Annotated in this window: 17 protein-coding genes and 1 tRNA gene; 8 read left to right on the top strand and 10 right to left on the bottom strand. The window is 60.1% G+C overall.

The genetic code is table 11. The features are described from left to right. Positions 1 to 42: 42 nt before the first annotated feature. Together RA29_RS08550 and RA29_RS08545 are read left to right on the top strand one after the other, a co-directional pair. Complete coding sequence (locus RA29_RS08550; protein ID WP_039684936.1) at positions 43 to 945, top strand: LysR family transcriptional regulator; 903 nt, start codon at positions 43 to 45, stop codon at positions 943 to 945. Positions 946 to 953: 8 nt separating this feature from the next. Beyond that, positions 954 to 1,685, top strand: coding sequence for a sulfite exporter TauE/SafE family protein (locus RA29_RS08545; protein ID WP_241462574.1), 732 nt, complete (start codon positions 954 to 956; stop codon positions 1,683 to 1,685). Between the two features lie 7 nt (positions 1,686 to 1,692). On the opposite strand, the gene RA29_RS08540 is transcribed toward RA29_RS08545, so the two are convergent. From RA29_RS08540 to RA29_RS08510, 7 genes are read right to left on the bottom strand one after another with little or no spacing between them, the layout of a single operon-like run. Further along, entirely contained in the window at positions 1,693 to 2,439 is a 747-nt protein-coding gene (locus RA29_RS08540; RefSeq protein WP_039684933.1) for a sulfite exporter TauE/SafE family protein, read from the bottom strand. Positions 2,440 to 2,446: 7 nt separating this feature from the next. Then, positions 2,447 to 3,112: a fumarate hydratase C-terminal domain-containing protein gene (locus tag RA29_RS08535; RefSeq protein WP_039684930.1), complete on the bottom strand. Its 666-nt coding sequence runs from the start codon at positions 3,110 to 3,112 to the stop codon at positions 2,447 to 2,449. Continuing rightward, the gene (locus RA29_RS08530; RefSeq protein ID WP_039684929.1) at positions 3,109 to 4,065 is read right to left on the bottom strand and encodes a fumarate hydratase; all 957 of its coding nucleotides are present in this window, start codon (positions 4,063 to 4,065) and stop codon (positions 3,109 to 3,111) included. The genes RA29_RS08535 and RA29_RS08530 overlap by 4 nt, the downstream gene beginning before the upstream one ends. Next, positions 4,062 to 5,819: an FAD-binding protein gene (locus RA29_RS08525; RefSeq protein WP_039684927.1), complete on the bottom strand. Its 1,758-nt coding sequence runs from the start codon at positions 5,817 to 5,819 to the stop codon at positions 4,062 to 4,064. The genes RA29_RS08530 and RA29_RS08525 overlap by 4 nt, the downstream gene beginning before the upstream one ends. Before the next feature lies 1 nt (position 5,820). After that, positions 5,821 to 6,171: a succinate dehydrogenase gene (locus RA29_RS08520; RefSeq protein WP_039684925.1), complete on the bottom strand. Its 351-nt coding sequence runs from the start codon at positions 6,169 to 6,171 to the stop codon at positions 5,821 to 5,823. Further along, positions 6,168 to 6,500, bottom strand: a complete 333-nt coding sequence (locus tag RA29_RS08515; protein WP_039684924.1) for a succinate dehydrogenase — start codon at positions 6,498 to 6,500, stop codon at positions 6,168 to 6,170. The genes RA29_RS08520 and RA29_RS08515 overlap by 4 nt, the downstream gene beginning before the upstream one ends. Further along, the gene (locus RA29_RS08510) at positions 6,500 to 7,213 is read right to left on the bottom strand and encodes a 2Fe-2S iron-sulfur cluster-binding protein (protein WP_039684922.1); all 714 of its coding nucleotides are present in this window, start codon (positions 7,211 to 7,213) and stop codon (positions 6,500 to 6,502) included. Before RA29_RS08510 ends, RA29_RS08515 begins: the two co-directional genes overlap by 1 nt. A gap of 125 nt (positions 7,214 to 7,338) precedes the next feature. Between RA29_RS08510 and RA29_RS08505 the strand changes: the two genes are divergently transcribed. After that, a complete protein-coding gene (locus RA29_RS08505) occupies positions 7,339 to 8,166 on the top strand; it encodes a nitroreductase family protein (RefSeq protein WP_039684920.1) in 828 nt (275 codons plus the stop codon). 93 nt (positions 8,167 to 8,259) lie between these two features. Here RA29_RS08505 and RA29_RS21825 read toward each other — a convergent pair whose 3' ends face one another. Together RA29_RS21825 and RA29_RS08495 are read right to left on the bottom strand one after the other, a co-directional pair. Continuing rightward, positions 8,260 to 9,492: a Hint domain-containing protein gene (locus tag RA29_RS21825; protein ID WP_052249555.1), complete on the bottom strand. Its 1,233-nt coding sequence runs from the start codon at positions 9,490 to 9,492 to the stop codon at positions 8,260 to 8,262. Between the two features lie 400 nt (positions 9,493 to 9,892). Further along, positions 9,893 to 9,979: transfer RNA gene (locus RA29_RS08495), tRNA-Leu, on the bottom strand. Positions 9,980 to 10,184: 205 nt separating this feature from the next. Between RA29_RS08495 and RA29_RS08490 the strand changes: the two genes are divergently transcribed. Next, positions 10,185 to 11,165 carry a complex I NDUFA9 subunit family protein gene (locus tag RA29_RS08490; RefSeq protein WP_039684918.1) on the top strand — a complete coding sequence of 327 codons (981 nt, stop codon included), beginning with the start codon at positions 10,185 to 10,187 and terminating at the stop codon, positions 11,163 to 11,165. Here RA29_RS08490 and RA29_RS08485 read toward each other — a convergent pair. After that, positions 11,162 to 11,965, bottom strand: coding sequence for an undecaprenyl-diphosphate phosphatase (locus tag RA29_RS08485; protein ID WP_039684916.1), 804 nt, complete (start codon positions 11,963 to 11,965; stop codon positions 11,162 to 11,164). The genes RA29_RS08490 and RA29_RS08485 overlap by 4 nt on opposite strands. 216 nt (positions 11,966 to 12,181) lie before the next feature. Here RA29_RS08485 and RA29_RS08480 point away from each other — a divergent pair, with 216 nt between their 5' ends. The 4 genes from RA29_RS08480 (at position 12,182) to gltB (ending at position 19,494) form a co-directional block, all read left to right on the top strand. Beyond that, the gene (locus RA29_RS08480) at positions 12,182 to 13,621 is read left to right on the top strand and encodes an NAD(P)-dependent oxidoreductase (protein ID WP_039684914.1); all 1,440 of its coding nucleotides are present in this window, start codon (positions 12,182 to 12,184) and stop codon (positions 13,619 to 13,621) included. A gap of 193 nt (positions 13,622 to 13,814) precedes the next feature. Continuing rightward, on the top strand, positions 13,815 to 14,267 hold the full coding sequence (locus RA29_RS08475; protein ID WP_052249554.1) for a GFA family protein: 453 nt from the start codon (positions 13,815 to 13,817) through the stop codon (positions 14,265 to 14,267). Continuing rightward, positions 14,264 to 14,968, top strand: a complete 705-nt coding sequence (locus tag RA29_RS08470; protein ID WP_052249553.1) for a hypothetical protein — start codon at positions 14,264 to 14,266, stop codon at positions 14,966 to 14,968. Before RA29_RS08475 ends, RA29_RS08470 begins: the two co-directional genes overlap by 4 nt. Then, the gene (gene gltB / locus RA29_RS08465) at positions 14,965 to 19,494 is read left to right on the top strand and encodes a glutamate synthase large subunit (protein WP_039684912.1); all 4,530 of its coding nucleotides are present in this window, start codon (positions 14,965 to 14,967) and stop codon (positions 19,492 to 19,494) included. The genes RA29_RS08470 and gltB overlap by 4 nt, the downstream gene beginning before the upstream one ends. Positions 19,495 to 19,496: the final 2 nt, after the last annotated feature.

Here is a 19,496-nt window from a genome sequence, read left to right as displayed (position 1 = left end):
CCTTTGTCTTGAAAGGCTGGCTTTCACAAGGTGCGATGTGCCATGACCATACGCCTGTTGCGGACGCTTGTTGCGGTGGCAGACCACAAGACATTCACGGCAGCCGCCGAGGCCGTGCATGTAAGCCATGCCGCCGTCAGCCAGCAAATGCAGACATTGGAAGCAGATCTGGGCCTGACCCTGTTCAACCGAAGCACGCGCACGCCCGAGCTGACCCCGGTTGCGCATGAAGTTGTCGCCAAGGCGCGGGTACTGCTGGCGGACTACGACAATCTGGTGCCTTCAGTGCTGGCCGACGGTGGTCTGAGTGGTGTGCTGAAACTGGGGGCGCTCGGCACAACCCTGACCGGTCTGACGCCCCAGGCCGTTGCCGTCTTCAAGGCGCGCTTTCCGGGTGTTGGGCTGCACATCCGCCCTGCATTGACCGAGGTGTCATTGGCTGAGATTGCGCGCGGGAACCTGGATGCCGCATTGATCACCAGACCACATCTCATGCCTGCGGGCATCGTATTTCGCCCCTTGGCCGAAGAGCCGATGCACCTGATTGCCGCCGTCGAAGAATGTGACATGGACCCAATGACACTGTTGCGCAATCGTCCTTACATCCGGTTTAACCGAAATGCCGTTCTGGGCACCCTGATCGACAACTGGATACGGGCCAAGCGAATACGGGTGACAGAGACGATGGAACTGGACAGCCCGGAGGCGATAGCCAGCATGGTGCATGCCAATCTGGGCGTCTCCATCGTGCCTGACCTGACGGTCCAACCGCTGGAAAGCGCGCCTGTGAAACGCCTGCCCCTAGGGCCGGATGGTCCTACCCGTGTGCTGGGCCTTGCCCATCCCGAAGATCAGATCAAGACGCGCGCGGTGGACGAGCTGTTTCAATCCTTTGAGGCCGTCATTGCCAACGCGCGGGGTTCGCGCGGGGGTCAAGACCGATGACGGTCGAGATGTTCACATTCCTTGCCTTGGGCGCTGCGGCGGGTGGTTTTATCAACGGTTTGTCAGGCACAGGGACCGCATTGTTTGCACTGGGGTTCTATCTGGTCGTGCTGCCCCCGACGACTGCGGTGGCCATCGTGGCCTTTATGTCTGTTCTTGTCGGCATTCAGGGCCTTTGGATCGTGCGTGCTTCGATCTTTGCCCGCAGGGACCGGCTGGTGCGCTTCATCCTGCCGGGGTTGTGCGGTGTGCCCTTGGGGCTCATTCTGCTCAATATGATCGACAGCGGTACGTTGCGCCTTGGCATCGCCGTTTTTCTGATCGTGTACGGCGGCTATTTCGGCTTTCGCGCAGCGCTGCCCGCCTTTTCGCGCCGGACGCCTGTTGTTGACGGCATGGTCGGGTTTCTGGGGGGTGTCTTTGGCGGTGCGGCGGGTGTGTCAGGGGCGTTGCCAGCCATGTGGCTGTCCATTCGTCCCTGGACCAAGTCCGAGACACGGGCCGTCTTGCAACCGTTCAACATGACTATGCTGACGACGACTGTGACGCTGCTGTTCTTCCGGGGTGCCTATGATCAGACGGCGCTACAGGCGCTGGTTTTGACCATTCCCTGTGGCTTGATCGCGGCACAGGTCGGTATCGCCGTCTTTCGCAGGTTGAGCGATGCGGGGTTTCGCAGGTTGCTGATCCTGTTGACGCTGGCGATGGGTGTCGGGGTGCTGGTCAGTGAACTGGTATAGCAGGGGATTATCCCAAGAGCGTACCTAGGAGCAGGTTTAAGCCCAGGACCGAAAATGCGCCAAGGAAGAGTTTTCGAAACTGTTCCGGGTCCGTCCGGTGCCGCAAACGTTCGCCTACAGAAAAGCCAATAAGCGCTGGGATCAGCAAAAAGGCTGAGAACGCTAGATCTGGGCCGGAACTATGTCCCACAGCGATATACATCACAAAGATGGAAACGCTTCCGGCGGTGATCAGGAACCCGAGCGCCTGGACAAAGGCGTCGCGGTCAAGCCGAAGGCCCGTCAAGTACATGGCGAGGGGCGGCGCCCAGGCAGCGGTCAGTCCACCGACAAGTCCCGCAATGACCGCGCTGATCCCTTCGAACAGGCGCACCCGGTGTGCCGGGATGGATGGCACCATGTTGCGCCAGCTGAAGAAACAGAACACCAGTATGAAGGCCCCCAGAACGCCCCGCAAAAGCTGGTCGGGTGCGGTCTGGCTGAACCAGATGGTCGCGGCCACAAACAGGATCAGGATGACGGCATATCGCCAGTGCTGTTTGACGCAGCCCACCATGTCCGGCCCGCGCCAGAACTGCCAGACGTTGCTGAGCAACATGGGGATCACGATCAGGCTGACGGCGGATCGCGCATCAAGCTGTAGGGTCAGCAGGGCGAGAGCCACCGTCGGCATCCCCAGTCCTATGAACCCTTTGACCGTCCCGGCCAGCAGCAGCACGGCGCTGGCGAACGCAATCATGGACGGGTCGGGCATGGATGCTTCAGATCACTTCGTCGGTGCGGTCGTCGCTTTCGCCGTAGCGTTTGAGGACGGCGGGTTTCGTCCCTTCGTAAACCCGGGCGACGTTTTCGGCAATCTTCGCGTTTTCGCGTTCGAACAAGCAGTCGCCGTTCATGTCTGACGCGACAATGAACGGCCCCATCTTGTTGCACTTGATAACCCACATGGCCTGCGCGAGGCCAAGCTCCTCGTTCCAGTGGACGGCTTCGACATTTTCGACCCCACGGCCCAGCAGAGCGCCGGTGCCATATCCGACGGTGGACAGGTATACGGCACCGTTTGGAACGAAGTATTCCTTGTAGTCTTTCGAGGACATCCCGCCCTTGCCCACAATCAGCTTGGCCCCCGTCTTGGCCATCCATTCGGGCAACCACTTGGCAAAGCGGAAAGAGGCCGTGGCGGTGACCGCGCTCATGTCAAAGCTGCCATCTGGGTTGATCCGCGCCGCAGGCGAGCAGTGGAAGTTGGCCGCCGACTGGCTGGGCAGTTCCATGGGTATGTTTGCTTTGTCTTCGAGCGCGCGCATGTAGACGCCCTCGCGCGCGGTGTACATGAGGCCGTCGAGGTAGACGACATCGCCTAAGCGCAGGTCGGCAATGGCGTCGTCCGTGGGCGTGGTCGACAGGCGGACTTCGCGCGGGCTCATTCTGCGGCCTCCTTCTGCGGTTCCCATTCGACTGTCTCGCGGCGCTGGTAATCGGTGAACCAATCCGGGTCCGTACGGTGTTCGACCCGTCCGTCGGCGTGGATGCGGGCAACGGCGCGGCGGGAGGACAGGCAAAAGGCGTGGACCGACATGGGCATGCCGCCAGTGTGGCAGTAGCCGACTTCGATATTGCAGTCGATTACCATGTTCTTGCCGACAAAGCCCATCGCGCCCATGCCGATGGAGTTGCCGAGTTCCTTGAACTCGTCCTCCATCTCGGCGACGCGCGGATCGGAATTGCGGCTGCCCACCGTGCGCAGGATGGATGCGCGTTTGCCCAGGCACATGCAGATGTCCTTGGACCCACCAAGGCCAATGCCGATTATCGCAGGCTGGCAGGCGAGGCCACGCTTGCCGAAGGCCATGAGTGTGTCGAGGTAGAACCGCTTGATCCCTTCCATCCCGTCCGAGGGGAAGAGCATCCGGTAGTCGGTGCCAAAAAGACCGCCCTTGTGCACCGTGATCAGGTCGATCCATTCGCCCTCGGGCTCGAACCCATATTCGATCTCGGGCGCGCCGATGCCCACGTTGTTGTCATGGTCGGTGCGCCAGAGCGGGTGGACGCGGTTGGGGCGCAAAGGCACGCCGTTTGTGGCATTTGCGGTGGCACGGCGCAGGGCGGCTTCGAGCGCGACCATGCCCCCCTCGACCCGCGCCTCGTTCCCCATCTTGACGAACCAGCGCGGCACGCCGGTGTCGCCGCACATGGCGCGGCGGTCTTCCTTTGCCGCTTCGTAATTGTCGAGCATGGCCTTGAGGACGAAAGAAGACAGGTCACCTTCTTCGGTTGCGGCCGCGTGTTTCAGGCCGTCGAGGTAGTCCTGCGGGATCTCGATAGCCGCCTTGTCCATGAGGGTTTCGGCGGTGGATTGGATGAGGGAGATGGGGATCATTGCGCTGCCACCAGAGTTTCGGGTTCGCCTTCCGGCAGGATCGTTTCGCCGGGGCGGACGATTGTGAATTGGACAGGTTTGCGGGTCACGTTGACCTCTCCGTTTTCGAGCGCTGCGACTGTGAAGTCGCTGTTCTCCAGCCCTCCATCCTCGGGGAAATCCTCCCGATAATGCGCGCCGCGTGAGTTTGCGCGGGCGATGCCAGCCTTGGCGATCACCTCGGAGATGTCGCAGAGAGAGCGGAGGTTGAGCCAGTCATGCCAGGTGAGGTTGAAGGCGAGATTGCTGGCGTCGACGCCGACGTCCATCAGTGCCTCGGACAATTGGGCGATGCCCTCTAGCCCCCGTTTCATCCCGGCCTTGGTCCGCATGACGCCGACCTCTTCCCACATCAAGTCCTGCAGCTGTTTGCGCAGCGGCAGGATCAGGTCTGGTTTGCGGGTCAGGGGATAGATGGCGCGTTCGAATTCGGCGGCCAGCACGTCCTCATCCGGGTCGCGCAGGGTCATGTGCGCCACGTCGCGCCCCATCGTGTCGCCTGCGATGCCGCCATAGACAGTGGAGTTGGCGACGCCGTTGCCACCGAGCCGGTTCGAACCGTGCGCGCCGCCTGCATCCTCGCCCGCGACATAGAGCCCCTCCATCGCCGTGCGCGTGTCCACATCGACGACCACACCGCCCATGAAGTAATGCGCCGTTGGGACGACCTCGACTTTGCCCGCGGCCAGATCGAAGCCGCTGTCGGCGCAGCGTTTGACCATGCCCTTGAACTTCTCTGCCACCCAGTCGGTGCCAAGGTGGGACATGGAGATGAACACGCCCTCCTGGTCCGGATTGTTGTTCTTGCGCATCTCGGCATAGATGCCGCGGCTGACCACGTCGCGGGTGGCGCGCTCGCCCTTGGCGTCGTAGTCAAACATGAAGCGTTGGCCTGCATGGTTGATCAATTGCCCGCCAGCGCCACGTAAGCCTTCCTCAAGCACGGTTCCGGTCATGCGAGTGTGGTCGCCTGCCAGTAGGCCCGTGGGGTGGAATTGCACCATCTCCATATCGCGGAGTTGCAGACCCGCGCGCAGGGCCATGGCCAGGCCATCCATCGTCTTGTCGCCTGACGGCGTGTGGTATTTGTACATCGTCGGGCCGCCGCCCGTCGCCATCAGGACCGTCTTGGCCCGGACCAAGCGGAAACCACCGGTGCGCATGTCGATCATCAGAACCCCGGCAAGGGCGCTGCGATCTTTGGTTGGGATCAGGCCGACTGCGCGGTGCTCCTGCAGTTTCTCGACACCGCTCGCCAGCACCTTTTCCATGAGCCGGTTGATGATCTCGATCCCGGTCAGGTCGCCCTTGTGTACGGTGCGGTCGGCAGTCTGACCCGCGAATGCCTTTTGGTGCAGGGAGCCGTCGGGGTTGCGGTCGAAGAAGCAACCGACCTCGTTCTCCAGCTCGCGGATGCGGACGACTGCCTGTTCGCACAACCGCCACGCCATGTCCTGATTGGGCAGCCATTTGCCGCCTTGGATCGTGTCCATGAAATGCCGCTCGACCGTGTCGCCGCCGCCTAAGGCCACGTTATACCCGCCCTGTACCATGCGCGTGCAGCCGCATTTGCCGATCAGCCCTTTGACGGCGATGGTGATCTTGGTGCCCGCGGGGGCGGTCTGTTGTGCGTGAAGGGCAGCGAACAGCCCAGCGCCCCCGGTGCCGAGGATCAGGATGTCGGTGTCGTGGCGTTCGATGTCTGAAAGCTTCATGTCATACCGCCTGCATCAGAAATAGCGTGGCAATCAGGAAAGACAGGGCCGTAGCTCCGGCGGCCAGCGTCTTTTGCGAGGGCGTCCACGGCAGCCATTCCAGCGCCATCAGGCGCAGACCGCCGAACATGTGGACGGCGAGCAGGAACACGAGGCCGAACTCGGCCAGTTTGACGGCGCCAATCTCGGTAAAGGCAAGAAAGCCGTCAAGCCGCGCCGGGTCTGTCAGCGCCAGCGCCAGGATCCAGAAGTGGAACGGCAGAAACAGGGCAAGGCCCAGTCCCGACAGCCGATGCAGGATGTAGGCGAGCCACAAGGGATGCGCACGGGATGTGATGCCAGCCGTTGTCATGCGAATGTCACGGCCCAGACGGCGCGTGCCCCAAGTGCAAACAGTCCGACGCCCACGACCCACATGAAAGCTTCGAGTGCGGCACCCTTCAAACCGCCCCACTCGTAGGCGACTGTGCGCAGCCCGATGGCACCGTGGACTGACACTGCGATCACGAACAGTCCATAGAACAGGAACCATGCGACCGACCCTTGTGTGCGGCCAAGAATCTCGGCAGCGCTCAGGCCCCCCTGGATCGCGTAGATCATCGTGGCGAGGTGGCCGAGGACCAGCGGCGCCATCAAGAGCGCCGTGATCCGTTGCAGCATGTAAAGGCGCAGGCTCAACATCAGCGGCCCCTTCTGAAGAACGACTTGGCCGTTTCCCGTTTCAGGCCCGCGATGGCGGACATCGGGTCCAGTTCATTGGGGCAATAGGTCGTGCAGGAGCCCATGGAGTGGCAATTGTGGCAGCCGCCCGATCCTGAAACAGCGTCGAGAATTGCAAGGCGCCCCTCGTCCTTGGCGTCGTTCAGCAGGGTCCATGCCCGTTGCAGGGCTGCCGGTCCCAGATAGTCAGGATTGCCTGCCACGGTGTCACAGGCGGCGTAGCAGACTGAGCAGTTGATACATTCAATACCTGCGTTAGCCTCAACGCGCGCCGGGCTGGTTTCATCGACTGCGGCGATTGGGTCATCGCGGGTGAGCGCGCCGTGGTGCACACCTTCCGCCCCGACCCATTTGTCAAAGAACGGGTCCATGTCGACCACCAGATCTTTGACCACTGGCAAGTTGCGCAAGGGACCGATTTGCACTGCGCCATCCTGCACGACCTTTGACACATGCGTCCGGCACGTCCAACGCGGCACGCCGTTCACCATCATCGCGCAGCTGCCGCACATTCCGACCCGACAGGCGAAGCGGTAGCTGAGGGTCGGGTCAGCGTTCTGCTGCACCCACGACACAACGTCGAGGACTGTCTGGCTTTCATATGCGGGCACGTCGAACACGTCCCGCCCATGCGCGCCGCGGTCGATGGTTACCGAAAGCGTTTGTGAGGTCATACTGTATGCGGGCTTTCAAGACATCAGAACTTCATGCAGAGTATAACGGACAGATCTGCTTTATGAATGCGTATTCATGTGAAGTTTTCCGTAAGAAATGCTTACAACAGGACGAATGATCCGTGATGAGCCCGAAACGTCTGACCGAAGCGCTTAAAGCCCGTTACAGCGACGCGCCGGAGCAGGAATATGCTGTTGCTGACCTGCTCCAACCCATGGCAGCACGTGGGTCCTGCCGCGATTTTGATAGCAGACCGGTGCCGGACGCGCTCTTGGACCTGCTGTGTGCTGTCGCGATGGCGTCCCCGACGAAGAGTGACTTGCAACAGCGCGATATCATCGCGCTGAAGTCGCCGGAGAAACGCGCACAATTGGCAGACCTCGTGGTTGGGCAAGACTGGGTTGCGGGCGCGCCCATGGTGCTGGTGTTTTGTGGCAACAATCGGCGTCAGCGTTTGATGCATGAGTGGCACGACGTGCCCTTCGCCAATGACCACCTCGATGCTCTGGTCAACGCCACGGCTGACGCCGCGATTGCCATGGGTGCCTTCATGACGGCGGCAGAGGCGCTGGGCCTTGGGTGCTGTCCTATCAGTGCTGTCCGGAATGAAGCGGAGGCAGTGTCAGACCTGCTGAACTTGCCCGACCATGTTTTTCCATTTGCGGGTCTGGCGCTCGGATATCCCGCGACGCCTGCCACGATTTCAATGCGATTGCCTTTGCGTGTGACCTGCCATGTTGATCAATATAGCGAAGACGGTGTGAGCGAGGCCGTTGCCACCTACGACCGTGATCGCGCTGCCGCGCAGCCCTACGCGAAACAGCGCTTCGTGCAGACCTTTGGACAGGCAGAGAGCTACGGCTGGTCCGAGGACAAGGTGCGTCAGTATAGTGCGCCCGAACGCGCGGACTTTGGCACCTTCATCCGCAAGCGTGGTTTTTGCCTGGATTGAGTTGTGACTTTCGATCATCGGCAAAGGCCCGCGATACTGGTGTCTGCCGGATGCATCATTCGAGCGCTTGTTCGCGCGAACAATCTGTAGATGCTAGTGAAATTTGTTGACCAGTTCCCGCTGGTTCTTGCGGTGTCGGATTGCGAGTTTTTGCGCGCGACGGACCGTCACCAATGTACGGGCTGGTCCGTAGGAAGCCAAATTGCCGTCGCCCAGCTCCGGAAACAGTGTTAGAAACTCATCTCGCGCCGCGTCACTCAAGGCCGCAAGGGCCTGTTTGCCGGGGTAAAAACTCTCACTCGGAGCGCCGTTGGCAAGCACGATGCTGTGCCTCGGCAGTGCGATGTGGAAGTAAGTCAGCGCGGATGAAACCGCGCGGATTTCAATCCCGTCAATGTCAGTGAGCGCTTTGGCTGGCACCAGGACTTCGCTGCTGTCAAACATACGCTCCGCGATCTTTCCACAAACCAGCATTCGGTGTTGTTGCGACACCCTCAACTCGCGCCGCGGCAAGCCGTGGCCAAGTGCGCCTGGCGCAATGACAACCGGCCGCAGCTTGGTATTGGCGTTGACTTCATCAACTGACAGTTCCCTGGAGTGGATCCAGACCACCGGAGTAAGGCCCTGATCAATCGCATGAACAAGCTGACCCGGCACAAGATCCTCTACCGGTATTTCTCCGTCCGCGACGGAGATGAGCGTGCCGTCGCAAAAACACACGTTTTGAGATCCGGGTGTCGGCGTTTGATCGTTGATAAAGGTATCGCCTGGCCCTCGCTGGATTGAGAAGCCATCAATGTCGCTTCCAAAATCCTCTCCATCTCCGATACGCGTCGCGGTACTCGGAAACCCTTCATAGTTCGATCCGCCGGCTGTTGGGTCATCAAGGGCGTCGCCGTTGTAGGTTGCCTGGATGTAGGTATTGCTGTCGGGGTCCAAGACGACAACGTTATCACCGCCATTGTTGAGAAGCGCAGATGACCGCCCGGCGTCAAAAGCCAAGTCGTTCGGTCCCCCGGCAGGCAGTGAACCGCCGGTTTGAACACCCGTTATGACCAGAGCATGCGCGCCGGGCTGCAGGACAGTGTTCGGGGGGAAAGTAAACCAGTTGTCCGAGCCAGCATCCCAAAGCTGAACGCCTGATATGTTGATAGGCGTATCCGAGACATTGCGCAGTTCGATGTACTCGTCGGTTGGACTCGCGGTCCCGTTTCCGTCGGTGTCGAAATCCCCGGTACTACCACTTGGATCAACAAGTATTTCATTGATGATGATACCGCCCAACAGTTCGTCTGGCACCAGCAATCCCCCCAGGCGATTGATCATTGCCGGAACGCTATCATACGAATACTACCTATACGAGTATCTATCGACCCAAGTTTACTATGATTGCTTTGTAGGGTGTCTGGCCTGAGGTCTTTTGGACCTCAGTATCCTTCGGTTTTTCAACCGCGTACATAAACTTGACGTGGATATGTACCTCCATATGGTTCCGTTGTTCCTAGACACTCACGTCCCTAGGCACAGGGGCGTGGTCCGAGAGCGGTTTAGTTCGGCGGGGAAGCTCAACCCAAAGACAGGGCCCATCCAGTGATTGGTCTCAGCGACCACGTGCAGCAGTCCAAAAGACCATTCCGGATAAAGCCAAAGAAGGTGGTTGCACGGGTGGTCCGGACCAATAGACCAACGGAAACATCCCGGTAGCAGAAGTAGTTTTGAGAAAGTATGGTGCCCAGAAGAGGACTCGAACCTCCACGTCCATACGGACACTAGCACCTGAAGCTAGCGCGTCTACCAATTCCGCCATCTGGGCACGGGTTGGTGGAGCGTCGTTTAAGGGGGGCTGGCAGGGGTGTCAATCCGATTCTGGTGACGGCGTCGTTTGAAATTTCGGGAGCCTGCGGCGGGGATTTTTCAGAAACAGGGAAGGTGGAGCGGTCCCGCGCCAAATTGGCGTCTTGTCTGTCGCGCAGGCGGGCGATAGACCACCTTGCGAAGCTGTGCGCGAGGAGCGGAAGATGTCCAAACTGGTCACGATCTACGGTGGGTCCGGTTTTGTCGGGCGGTATATCGCACGACGCATGGCCAAGGCTGGATGGCGTGTTCGCGTTGCCGTCCGTCGCCCGAACGAAGCCATTTTCGTCAAACCGTATGGGGTTGTCGGGCAGGTGGAACCTGTACTGTGCAACATTCGCGACGATGCGTCGGTCGCGCAGGTCATGGCCGGGGCTGATGCGGTTGTGAACTGCGTGGGCATTCTGGCGAAGCAGGGCAAGAATACCTTTGATGCGGTGCAAGCCGAAGGGGCAGCACGCATTGCACGGATCGCAGCGGAACATGGCATTGAAAAGATGGTTCATGTGTCGGCCATTGGTGCCGACGCGGAAAGCGCCAGCGACTATGCCCGAACCAAGGCAGAGGGTGAGGCGGCGGTGCTCGAATACATGCCGCAGGCCGTGATCCTGCGCCCCTCGATTGTCTTCGGTCCTGAAGATCAGTTCTTTAACCGTTTTGCATCGATGTCCCGTTTGGGTCCGGTATTGCCTGTTGTCGGCGCAGATACGGCATTTCAGCCGGTATATGTCGATGACGTGGCCAAGGCGGCTGAAACCGTACTGACCACCTCGGTCGAGGCTGGAGTGTACGAATTGGGCGGGCCGGATGTGCTGAGCTTCCGCGCGCTGATGGAGTTGATGCTGCAGGTGATCCGCCGTCGCCGGGCAGTCGTGAACATCCCGTTCTGGCTCGCGTCAATCATGGGCTTTGGCTTTGACACGCTGAATTCATTGACCCTGGGACTTGTTCCGGCACAGATCACCCGCGATCAGGTGCGCAACCTGCGCAATGACAACGTGGTGTCCGATACAGCCAAAGGGTTCGCCGCGCTGGACATCAAGCCGGTCGCGATGTCGTCGGTTCTGCCGGAATACCTGTGGCGTTTCCGTCCCTCGGGTCAGTACGATGCGATCAAGGAAAGCGCGAAGAACCTGCGCGTCTAGGTGTACGCCCAGATCAACAGACCAACGCCCAGCACGACCCGGTAAATGACGTAGGGCGTGAAGCTCACGCTTTTTAGCAAGCGCATCATCAACACCAGTGCGGCCAGCGCCGCTAAAAACGCAAATGCTGCGGCGATCAGCGCGTCGCGCAGAACGGCCCAGTTCGCTTGCGCAACGACATCCACGCTGAGCACAGCTCCCGATGCGATGATCACCGGGATCGACATCAGCATGGAGAGTTTCGCGGCGCCCTCACGCTCGTAGCCCAAAGCTCGGGCGGCTGTGATCGTGATGCCCGACCGCGATGTGCCTGGTATCAGGGCGAGGCATTGTGCAAGGCCCATGATGCCTGCGTGTTTGATGGTCCAGCGATCCGCTGTTCGGTCTGTTGTGCCGCGCATGTCCGCCCAATAGAGCACCAGCCCGAATATGAGCATCGTCCAGCCAATGACGGCCGCGCTGCGCATTGCTTCGTCCAGGCCAGTCACCTTGATTGCAATGCCAACGATCAGCGCGGGAATCGTTGCGGTGACAAGGCAGAGCGCGAGGAAAGCGCCTTGGGTATCGACCTTGCGACGGGCAAGCCGTGTCAGCCCGTGTGCTGCGACGCGCACGTCGGCCCAAAAATAAAGGATGACTGCCAGCAAGGTTCCGACATGAACGGCGACGTCGATGGCCAGCCCCTGATCTGGTGTCCCCGTTAGTGTCGGCAACAATATAAGGTGGCCTGAAGACGAGACCGGGAGGAATTCGGTCACGCCTTGAATGATGGCTACCATCAGAAGTTGAAAAAGAGTCATGGCGCCAGAGTCCTTGTGTTATGGTGACGTTACAAGTCTCTGATTCTGAACGCAAAGCCAGAATATAGATCCGGATCGGACCTAAAAAGTTCAAAAAAAGTTAATCAAGCGCTCGATTTGGTAGGGAAATCGTAATAAAGGTCAGTGTCGCTGACTTTTATTCGCGCGTGCTATGCCTTAGACCGCGCAGACCAATGTAACCGAGGGGACAGGCGCGTGGCTGACCAACCGATGTTGAAATTCGTGAAGATCGAACGGGACATGCCGGAAAAGCGTGCCGCGGAAACACGTCGTGAGGATTTCCGCGAGATCTATGCGGAGTATGCGGATGCCAAGGCCAAGGAGCAGGCGTCTCGCTGTTCGCAATGTGGTGTGCCCTATTGCCAGTCGCATTGTCCGCTGCACAACAACATTCCCGACTGGCTGAAGCTGACAGCTGAGGGGCGGTTGCGTGAGGCTTATGAAGTCAGCCAGGCGACCAATACCTTCCCTGAAATTTGTGGTCGCATCTGCCCGCAGGACCGGTTGTGCGAAGGCAATTGTGTGATTGAGCAATCCGGCCACGGCACTGTTACGATCGGGTCGGTTGAGAAGTACATTACCGACACTGCATGGGAAGAAGGGTGGGTGCAGCCCATCGCGCCGATGGCGGAACGTGCTGAATCTGTTGGGATAATTGGCGCAGGCCCCGGTGGTCTGGCGGCGGCGGATGTGTTGCGCCGGGCGGGTGTGCAGGTGACTGTCTATGACCGCTATGATCGTGCGGGCGGGTTGATGACTTATGGCATCCCTGGCTTCAAGCTGGAGAAGGATGTCGTCATGCGGCGCAACGAACAGCTTGAGCAAGGCGGTGTGAAATTCGTGCTGAACTGCGATGTGGATGCAGATATCTTTGCCTCTATTCGGGCCGAGCACGACGCAGTGATTATCGCGACGGGCGTCTACAAAAGCCGTGATCTTTCAATGCCGAATGGTGAGGCACAAGGCATTGAAAAGGCGATTGATTTTCTGACTGCATCGAACCGCAAGAGCTTTGGTGACGAGGTTGCGGACTTTGACAGCGGCCGCCTAAATGCCGAAGGCAAACGGGTGGTTGTTATCGGCGGTGGGGATACCGCGATGGACTGCGTGCGCACCTCCATTCGGCAAGGGGCCAAGTCGGTCAAGTGTCTTTATCGTCGGGACCGCGCCAACATGCCGGGCTCGCAGCGCGAAGTGAAGAATGCCGAGGAAGAAGGCGTTGTATTTGAGTGGCTTAGCGCGCCCAAGGGCTTCACGACCGATGGTGACAAGGTCGCCGGCGTGATGGTGCAGAAGATGCGCCTTGGCGCGCCGGATGCAACGGGTCGTCAGGCACCTGAAGTCATTGAAAACGCTGACTATGTTGAAGACGCGGACCTTGTGATCAAGGCGCTGGGCTTTGAGCCGGAGGACCTGCCGACGCTGTGGGATACCGACGGGTTGGACGTGACCCGCTGGGGCACGATCAAGGCGGAATTCACGACAGGCAAGACGGCGGTAGATGGCGTCTATGCCGTGGGTGATATAGTGCGGGGCGCATCGCTGGTTGTGTGGGCGATCCGGGATGGGCGCGACTGTGCGGAGGCCATTCTGGAGCAGTTCAATACGACCGCTCAGGTCATCGCGGCGGAGTAAACTGCACATTTTGGCCCCGAAACTGCGTGTTTTCGAACCCCCCGAAAACGCGCTTTTCCGGTCCATTTTCGGAAACTGCGAACTTTGGCCCCAAAACTGCGCATTTTTGAAAACGGGCCGAACCTGAATGAAAGATGAAGACGAAACGGCAGCATGGCTGACCCGAATAACCGCAAAGGTTAAGGACACCTGAATGAGCGATGTGATCGACAAAATGACCGGAGGCTGCCTGTGCGGGGCCGTCCGTTTTGTCGCGCGCAACGTTCCGACGACGTTTGGCATCTGCCATTGCGAATCGTGCCGCCGCTGGACGGGGTCCGCGCTGTTCGAAGTCAGTGTGCAGAGTGATGACCTGACCTGGAGCGGGTCGGACCACATCGCCACCCGTGCCACCAGCGACTGGGCGGAGCGGGCGTGGTGCAAGGAATGCGGCACCAACCTGTATTTCCGTCAGACGAAGGAAGGCGAGTGGTTTGGTGGCACCGATCTGCCGCTGGGACTGTTTGATCAGCCGGATGTCTTCAACCTGACGCACGAGATTTTCGTGGACCACAAGCCCAGCGGCATTCCCCTGACGGATTGCGGGCAGAAGCGGCTGACGCGCGACGAGGTTGTCGCGCTGAACCCCGATGTGGGGACGACATGAGAGCGCTTGCCATCATAGCCGCCGCGCTGGTCGCGGGTTTTGCGCAGGCGCAGGACAATCCGCCGGTGTTCACCCCGCCGCCGGGCTGCGTGGGTGATCTGACGATCCAGCAGCGCAGTTGCGAGGTTACGCATATTTACAATTGCGCTGCAGACACGGCGGGCGAGCGGTGGAACATCACCTTTGACGAATATGGCCCGCGCTACATGGGCAAGATCGACCGGGAAACGCAGTGGCTGGAAAGCTATGATCTGTTTCCGACGCAACGCTATGTGCTGGTGCAGCCCTCGGATGATCCGTTGAACCTGACCGAGCTGATGGAGACGGGGACCGATTCCTATGACTTTCAGCAGCGCGGGCAGGATGATGTGCAGCGTTTTGTCGGCTATGACCGCATCGTGTCCGAGGATGTCGTCATCGACGGTGAGACGCTGCTGCAAACCGAGTTTTCCATGCGCCGTGAAAGCACCAAGGAAGGTGATTTCACGATGACGGGGACAGAATATGTTCTGCCCCGCCTGCGCCACTTCATCTCCGGCACGTACCGGATCAACCGCGATGGCGCGATCGAGGAGTGGGACCTGTCCCCAATCGACTTCATCTATCCGGGTGAGCCCGGATTTTTCGCCACAACACCCCTCTACGAATGCGAGCCAACGCTGGCGCGTTACGCAAGCCCGAAGAAAGGAACCGACCAATGACCAAATATGATGCTGACTGGGTTCGCCGCGAAGAAGCCAAGCGCACGTTTATGGCCGAAAACGGTCTTTATTCCGAGGCGGAAGAGCATTCGTCCTGCGGTGTCGGCCTTGTGGTTTCCGTGGACGGGTCGAAAAGCCGGGCCGTTGTTGAGAATGGCATCAAGGCGCTGAAGGCGATCTGGCACCGGGGTGCTGTGGATGCTGATGGCAAGACTGGCGATGGCGCGGGCATTCACGTGCAGATCCCGGTTGCGTTTTTCTATGATCAGGTGGAGCGGACCGGGCACACCCCCAACCGTGATGAGTTGCTGGCTGTGGGGCAGGTGTTTCTGCCCCGCACCGACTTTGGTGCGCAGGAGACCTGCCGGACCATCGTTGAATCCGAAGTTCTGCGCATGGGCTATTACATCTATGGCTGGCGCCATGTGCCGGTGAATGTCGAGTGCCTGGGCGAGAAGGCAAATGCGACCCGGCCCGAGATTGAGCAGATTTTGATCAGCAATTCCAAGGGGGTGGACGAAGAGACGTTTGAGCGTGAGCTGTACGTCATTCGCCGCCGGATCGAGAAGGCGGCGGCTGCTGCGCAGGTGCCGCAATTGTATATTGCGTCGCTGTCCTGCCGGTCGATTATCTACAAGGGCATGATGCTGGCCGAGCAGGTGGCGGAGTTCTATCCCGACCTTTTGGACGAGCGTTTTGAGTCTGCCTTTGCCATCTATCACCAGCGCTATTCGACCAACACGTTCCCGCAGTGGTGGCTGGCGCAGCCGTTCCGCATGCTGGCCCATAACGGTGAGATCAACACGCTGAAGGGCAACCTGAACTGGATGAAGTCACACGAGATCCGGATGGCGTCGGGTGCGTTTGGCGATATGGCGGAGGACATCAAACCCATTGTTGCAAGTGGGTCGTCGGACTCGGCTGCCTTGGATGCGGTGTTTGAAGTGCTGGTCCGTGCGGGCCGCAATGCGCCGATGGCGAAGACCATGCTGGTGCCGGAGTCGTGGTCCAAGCAGGCGATTGAACTGCCGCAGGCGTGGCGGGATATGTATTCCTACTGCAACTCGGTGATGGAGCCCTGGGATGGGCCCGCTGCTTTGGCGATGACTGATGGCCGTTGGGTCTGTGCCGGTTTGGACCGGAATGGGTTGCGTCCGATGCGTTATGTCGTGACCCGTGACGGGATGGTGATTGCCGGGTCCGAGACCGGGATGGTGCCGCTGGAAGAGTCCAACGTTGTGGAGAAGGGCGCGCTGGGTCCGGGTCAGTTGCTGGCCGTTGATATGGTCGAGGGCAAGCTGTTCCACGACACGGATATCAAGGATCAGTTGGCGGCCTCGCAGCCCTTTGGCGATTGGGTGGGTAAGATCACCGACCTTGAGGGTGAGCTGTCCGGTGTGACCGAGAAGGCGATGTTTGATGGTGAGGCGCTGCGGCGTCGTCAGATTGCCGCTGGCTACTCGATCGAGGAGTTGGAGAACATTCTGGCCCCGATGGCTGAGGATGGGAAAGAGGCGTTGGCGTCGATGGGGGATGACACCCCGAGCGCCGTGTTGTCGAAGAAGTATCGGCCGCTGTCGCATTTCTTCCGTCAGAACTTCTCTCAGGTGACGAACCCGCCGATTGACTCGCTGCGTGAGTACCGGGTGATGAGCCTGAAGACGCGGTTTGGGAATCTGAAGAACGTGCTGGATGAGAGCAGTGCGCAGACCGAGATCATTACCCTCGACAGCCCGTTCGTGGGCAATGCGCAGTGGGACAAGCTGGTCAGCTATTTCAATGCCGATCTGGTGGAGATTGACTGTACCTTTGAGCCTGGGCAGGGCGCGCTGAGTGCTGCTTTGGCCCGTGTTAGAGCCGAAGCTGAGGATGCTGTGCGGTCGGGTGCGGGGCATATTGTGCTGACCGATCATCATGCGGATGCTGACAAGGTGGCGATGCCGATGATCTTGGCGACGTCGGCTGTGCATTCGCATCTGACCCGCAATGGTTTGCGCACCTTCTGTTCGCTGAATGTGCGGTCTGCGGAGTGTATTGATCCGCATTACTTTGCGGTGCTGATTGGCTGCGGTGCGACTGTTGTGAACGCCTATCTGGCTGAGGACTCGCTCGCGGACCGCATTGATCGGGGGCTGCTGGATGGCACGTTGACCGAAGCGGTGGCGCGGTATCGGAATGCGATTGATCAGGGTCTGCTGAAGATCATGGCGAAGATGGGCATCAGCGTTGTGTCCTCGTATCGTGGCGGTCTGAACTTTGAGGCTGTGGGGCTGTCTCGGGCCATGGTGGCGGAGTATTTCCCCGGCATGACCTCGCGCATCTCGGGCATCGGTGTGACCGGCATTCAGGCGAAGGCCGAGGAAGTGCATGCAGCGGGTTGGACCGGCACGAATGTGCTGCCCATCGGTGGCTTCTACAAGGCGCGGAAGTCGGGGGAGACCCATGCGTGGGAAGCGACCTCGATGCACATGATGCAGATGGCGTGTAACCGCGCGTCGTTTGAGCTGTGGAAGCAGTACAGCGCCAAGATGCGGTCGCAGCCGCCCATTCATCTGCGCGACCTGATGGACATCAAGCCGCTGGGCAAGCCGGTACCGCTGGAAGAGGTGGAAAGCATCACCTCGATCCGGAAACGCTTTGTCACGCCGGGCATGTCGCTGGGCGCGCTGTCGCCTGAGGCGCACAAGACGCTGAACGTGGCGATGAACCGTATCGGCGCGAAGTCGGATAGTGGTGAGGGCGGTGAAGATCCGGCGCACTTCCACCCCGAGCCCAATGGCGACAATCCGTCCGCCAAGATCAAGCAGGTGGCGTCAGGCCGCTTTGGTGTGACGGCTGAATACCTGAACCAGTGCGAAGAGCTGGAGATCAAGGTGGCGCAGGGCGCGAAGCCTGGCGAAGGTGGGCAGTTGCCCGGCATGAAGGTCACCGACCTGATCGCGCGTCTGCGGCATTCGACCAAGGGTGTGACGCTGATCTCGCCCCCGCCGCACCACGACATCTACTCGATCGAGGATTTGGCGCAGCTGATCTATGACCTCAAGCAGATCAACCCGCGCTGTAAGGTGACGGTGAAGCTGGTGGCGTCCTCTGGCGTCGGGACCATCGCCGCCGGTGTGGCGAAGGCGAAGGCGGATGTGATCCTGATTTCCGGCCACAATGGCGGGACCGGTGCGTCGCCTGCGACGTCGATCAAATATGCGGGCCTGCCGTGGGAGATGGGCCTGACCGAGGCGCATCAGGTGCTGTCGATGAACAACCTGCGCGACCGGGTGACTTTGCGGACCGATGGTGGTCTGCGCACGGGGCGTGACATTGTGATGGCAGCGATGCTGGGGGCCGAGGAATACGGCATCGGCACCGCGGCGCTGATCGCGATGGGCTGTATCATGGTGCGTCAGTGCCAGTCGAACACCTGCCCCGTGGGCGTGTGTACGCAGGACGAGAGCCTGCGTGCGAAGTTCACCGGGAACGCGGACAAGGTGGTGAACCTGATCACTTTCTATGCGCAGGAAGTGCGTGAGCTGCTCGCCCAGATCGGTGCGCGCAGCTTGGACGAGGTGATTGGCCGGGCGGATCTGCTGGCGCAGGTGTCGCGTGGGTCGGCCCACTTGGACGATCTGGACCTGAACCCGATGCTGATCACCGTCGATGGGGCGGCGGACATCGTCTACAACCGGGACAAGGATCGCAACGCGGTGCCCGATACGCTGGATGCGCAGATCGTTCGGGATGCGGCGCGCTTCCTGGAAGATGGCGAGAAGATGCAGCTTCAATACGCGATCCAGAACACGCATCGGACCGTCGGCACGCGGACATCCAGCCACATTGTTCGGAAGTTCGGGATGCGCAATGCTTTGCAGCCCGACCACTTGACGGTGAAGCTGACCGGCAGTGCCGGGCAGAGCTTGGGTGCCTTTGCAGCGCCGGGGCTGAAGCTGGAAGTGTCTGGCGATGCCAATGACTACGTGGCCAAGGGCCTGTCGGGCGGCACCGTGGTGGTGCGTCCGCCAATGGCCTCGCCCATCGTGGCCGCTGACAACACGATCATCGGCAACACGGTGCTGTATGGTGCGACCGATGGCTACCTGTTTGCGGCGGGTCGCGCGGGTGAACGCTTTGCCGTGCGGAACTCGGGCGCGAAGGTCGTGATCGAGGGCTGTGGGTCGAACGGGTGTGAGTACATGACCGGCGGTGTTGCCGTGATCCTGGGCGAAATCGGGGCCAACTTTGGCGCCGGGATGACCGGGGGTATGGCGTATCTGTATGACCCGGACGGTAAGGCAGAAGCGCTGATGAACCTTGAGACGCTGGTGACTTGCCCGGTGACTGTGGATCACTGGAAAGCGCAGTTGGAAGGGTTGCTGGAGCGCCATCTGGAAGAGACCGGCAGCGCGAAGGCCGCCGATATTCTCCAGCATTGGGACACCGAGCAGCACAACTTCCTTCAGGTCTGCCCGAAGGAGATGCTGGACAAGCTGGAGCATCCCATCAGCCTGGAAGACGCGGCTATTCCTGCGGAATAGGG

Origin of the sequence: Tateyamaria sp. ANG-S1 (assembly GCF_000814025.1) — a bacterium.
Taxonomy (GTDB): Bacteria; Pseudomonadota; Alphaproteobacteria; order Rhodobacterales; family Rhodobacteraceae; genus Tateyamaria.
Note: the sequence above shows the minus strand (reverse complement) of the source record. Positions and strands in the feature narration are given on the sequence as shown.

Coding starts and splice junctions, on each gene's coding strand:
- RA29_RS08520 (WP_039684925.1), bottom strand. CDS start 6,171: ATGACAACGGCTGGCATCACATCCCGTGCGCATCCCTTGTGGCTCGCC.
- RA29_RS08525 (WP_039684927.1), bottom strand. CDS start 5,819: ATGAAGCTTTCAGACATCGAACGCCACGACACCGACATCCTGATCCTC.
- RA29_RS08490 (WP_039684918.1), top strand. CDS start 10,185: ATGTCCAAACTGGTCACGATCTACGGTGGGTCCGGTTTTGTCGGGCGG.
- RA29_RS08510 (WP_039684922.1), bottom strand. CDS start 7,213: ATGACCTCACAAACGCTTTCGGTAACCATCGACCGCGGCGCGCATGGG.
- RA29_RS08540 (WP_039684933.1), bottom strand. CDS start 2,439: ATGCCCGACCCGTCCATGATTGCGTTCGCCAGCGCCGTGCTGCTGCTG.
- gltB (WP_039684912.1), top strand. CDS start 14,965: ATGACCAAATATGATGCTGACTGGGTTCGCCGCGAAGAAGCCAAGCGC.
- RA29_RS21825 (WP_052249555.1), bottom strand. CDS start 9,492: ATGATCAATCGCCTGGGGGGATTGCTGGTGCCAGACGAACTGTTGGGC.
- RA29_RS08475 (WP_052249554.1), top strand. CDS start 13,815: ATGAGCGATGTGATCGACAAAATGACCGGAGGCTGCCTGTGCGGGGCC.
- RA29_RS08530 (WP_039684929.1), bottom strand. CDS start 4,065: ATGATCCCCATCTCCCTCATCCAATCCACCGCCGAAACCCTCATGGAC.
- RA29_RS08535 (WP_039684930.1), bottom strand. CDS start 3,112: ATGAGCCCGCGCGAAGTCCGCCTGTCGACCACGCCCACGGACGACGCC.
- RA29_RS08505 (WP_039684920.1), top strand. CDS start 7,339: ATGAGCCCGAAACGTCTGACCGAAGCGCTTAAAGCCCGTTACAGCGAC.
- RA29_RS08470 (WP_052249553.1), top strand. CDS start 14,264: ATGAGAGCGCTTGCCATCATAGCCGCCGCGCTGGTCGCGGGTTTTGCG.
- RA29_RS08550 (WP_039684936.1), top strand. CDS start 43: ATGACCATACGCCTGTTGCGGACGCTTGTTGCGGTGGCAGACCACAAG.
- RA29_RS08515 (WP_039684924.1), bottom strand. CDS start 6,500: ATGTTGAGCCTGCGCCTTTACATGCTGCAACGGATCACGGCGCTCTTG.
- RA29_RS08545 (WP_241462574.1), top strand. CDS start 954: ATGTTCACATTCCTTGCCTTGGGCGCTGCGGCGGGTGGTTTTATCAAC.
- RA29_RS08485 (WP_039684916.1), bottom strand. CDS start 11,965: ATGACTCTTTTTCAACTTCTGATGGTAGCCATCATTCAAGGCGTGACC.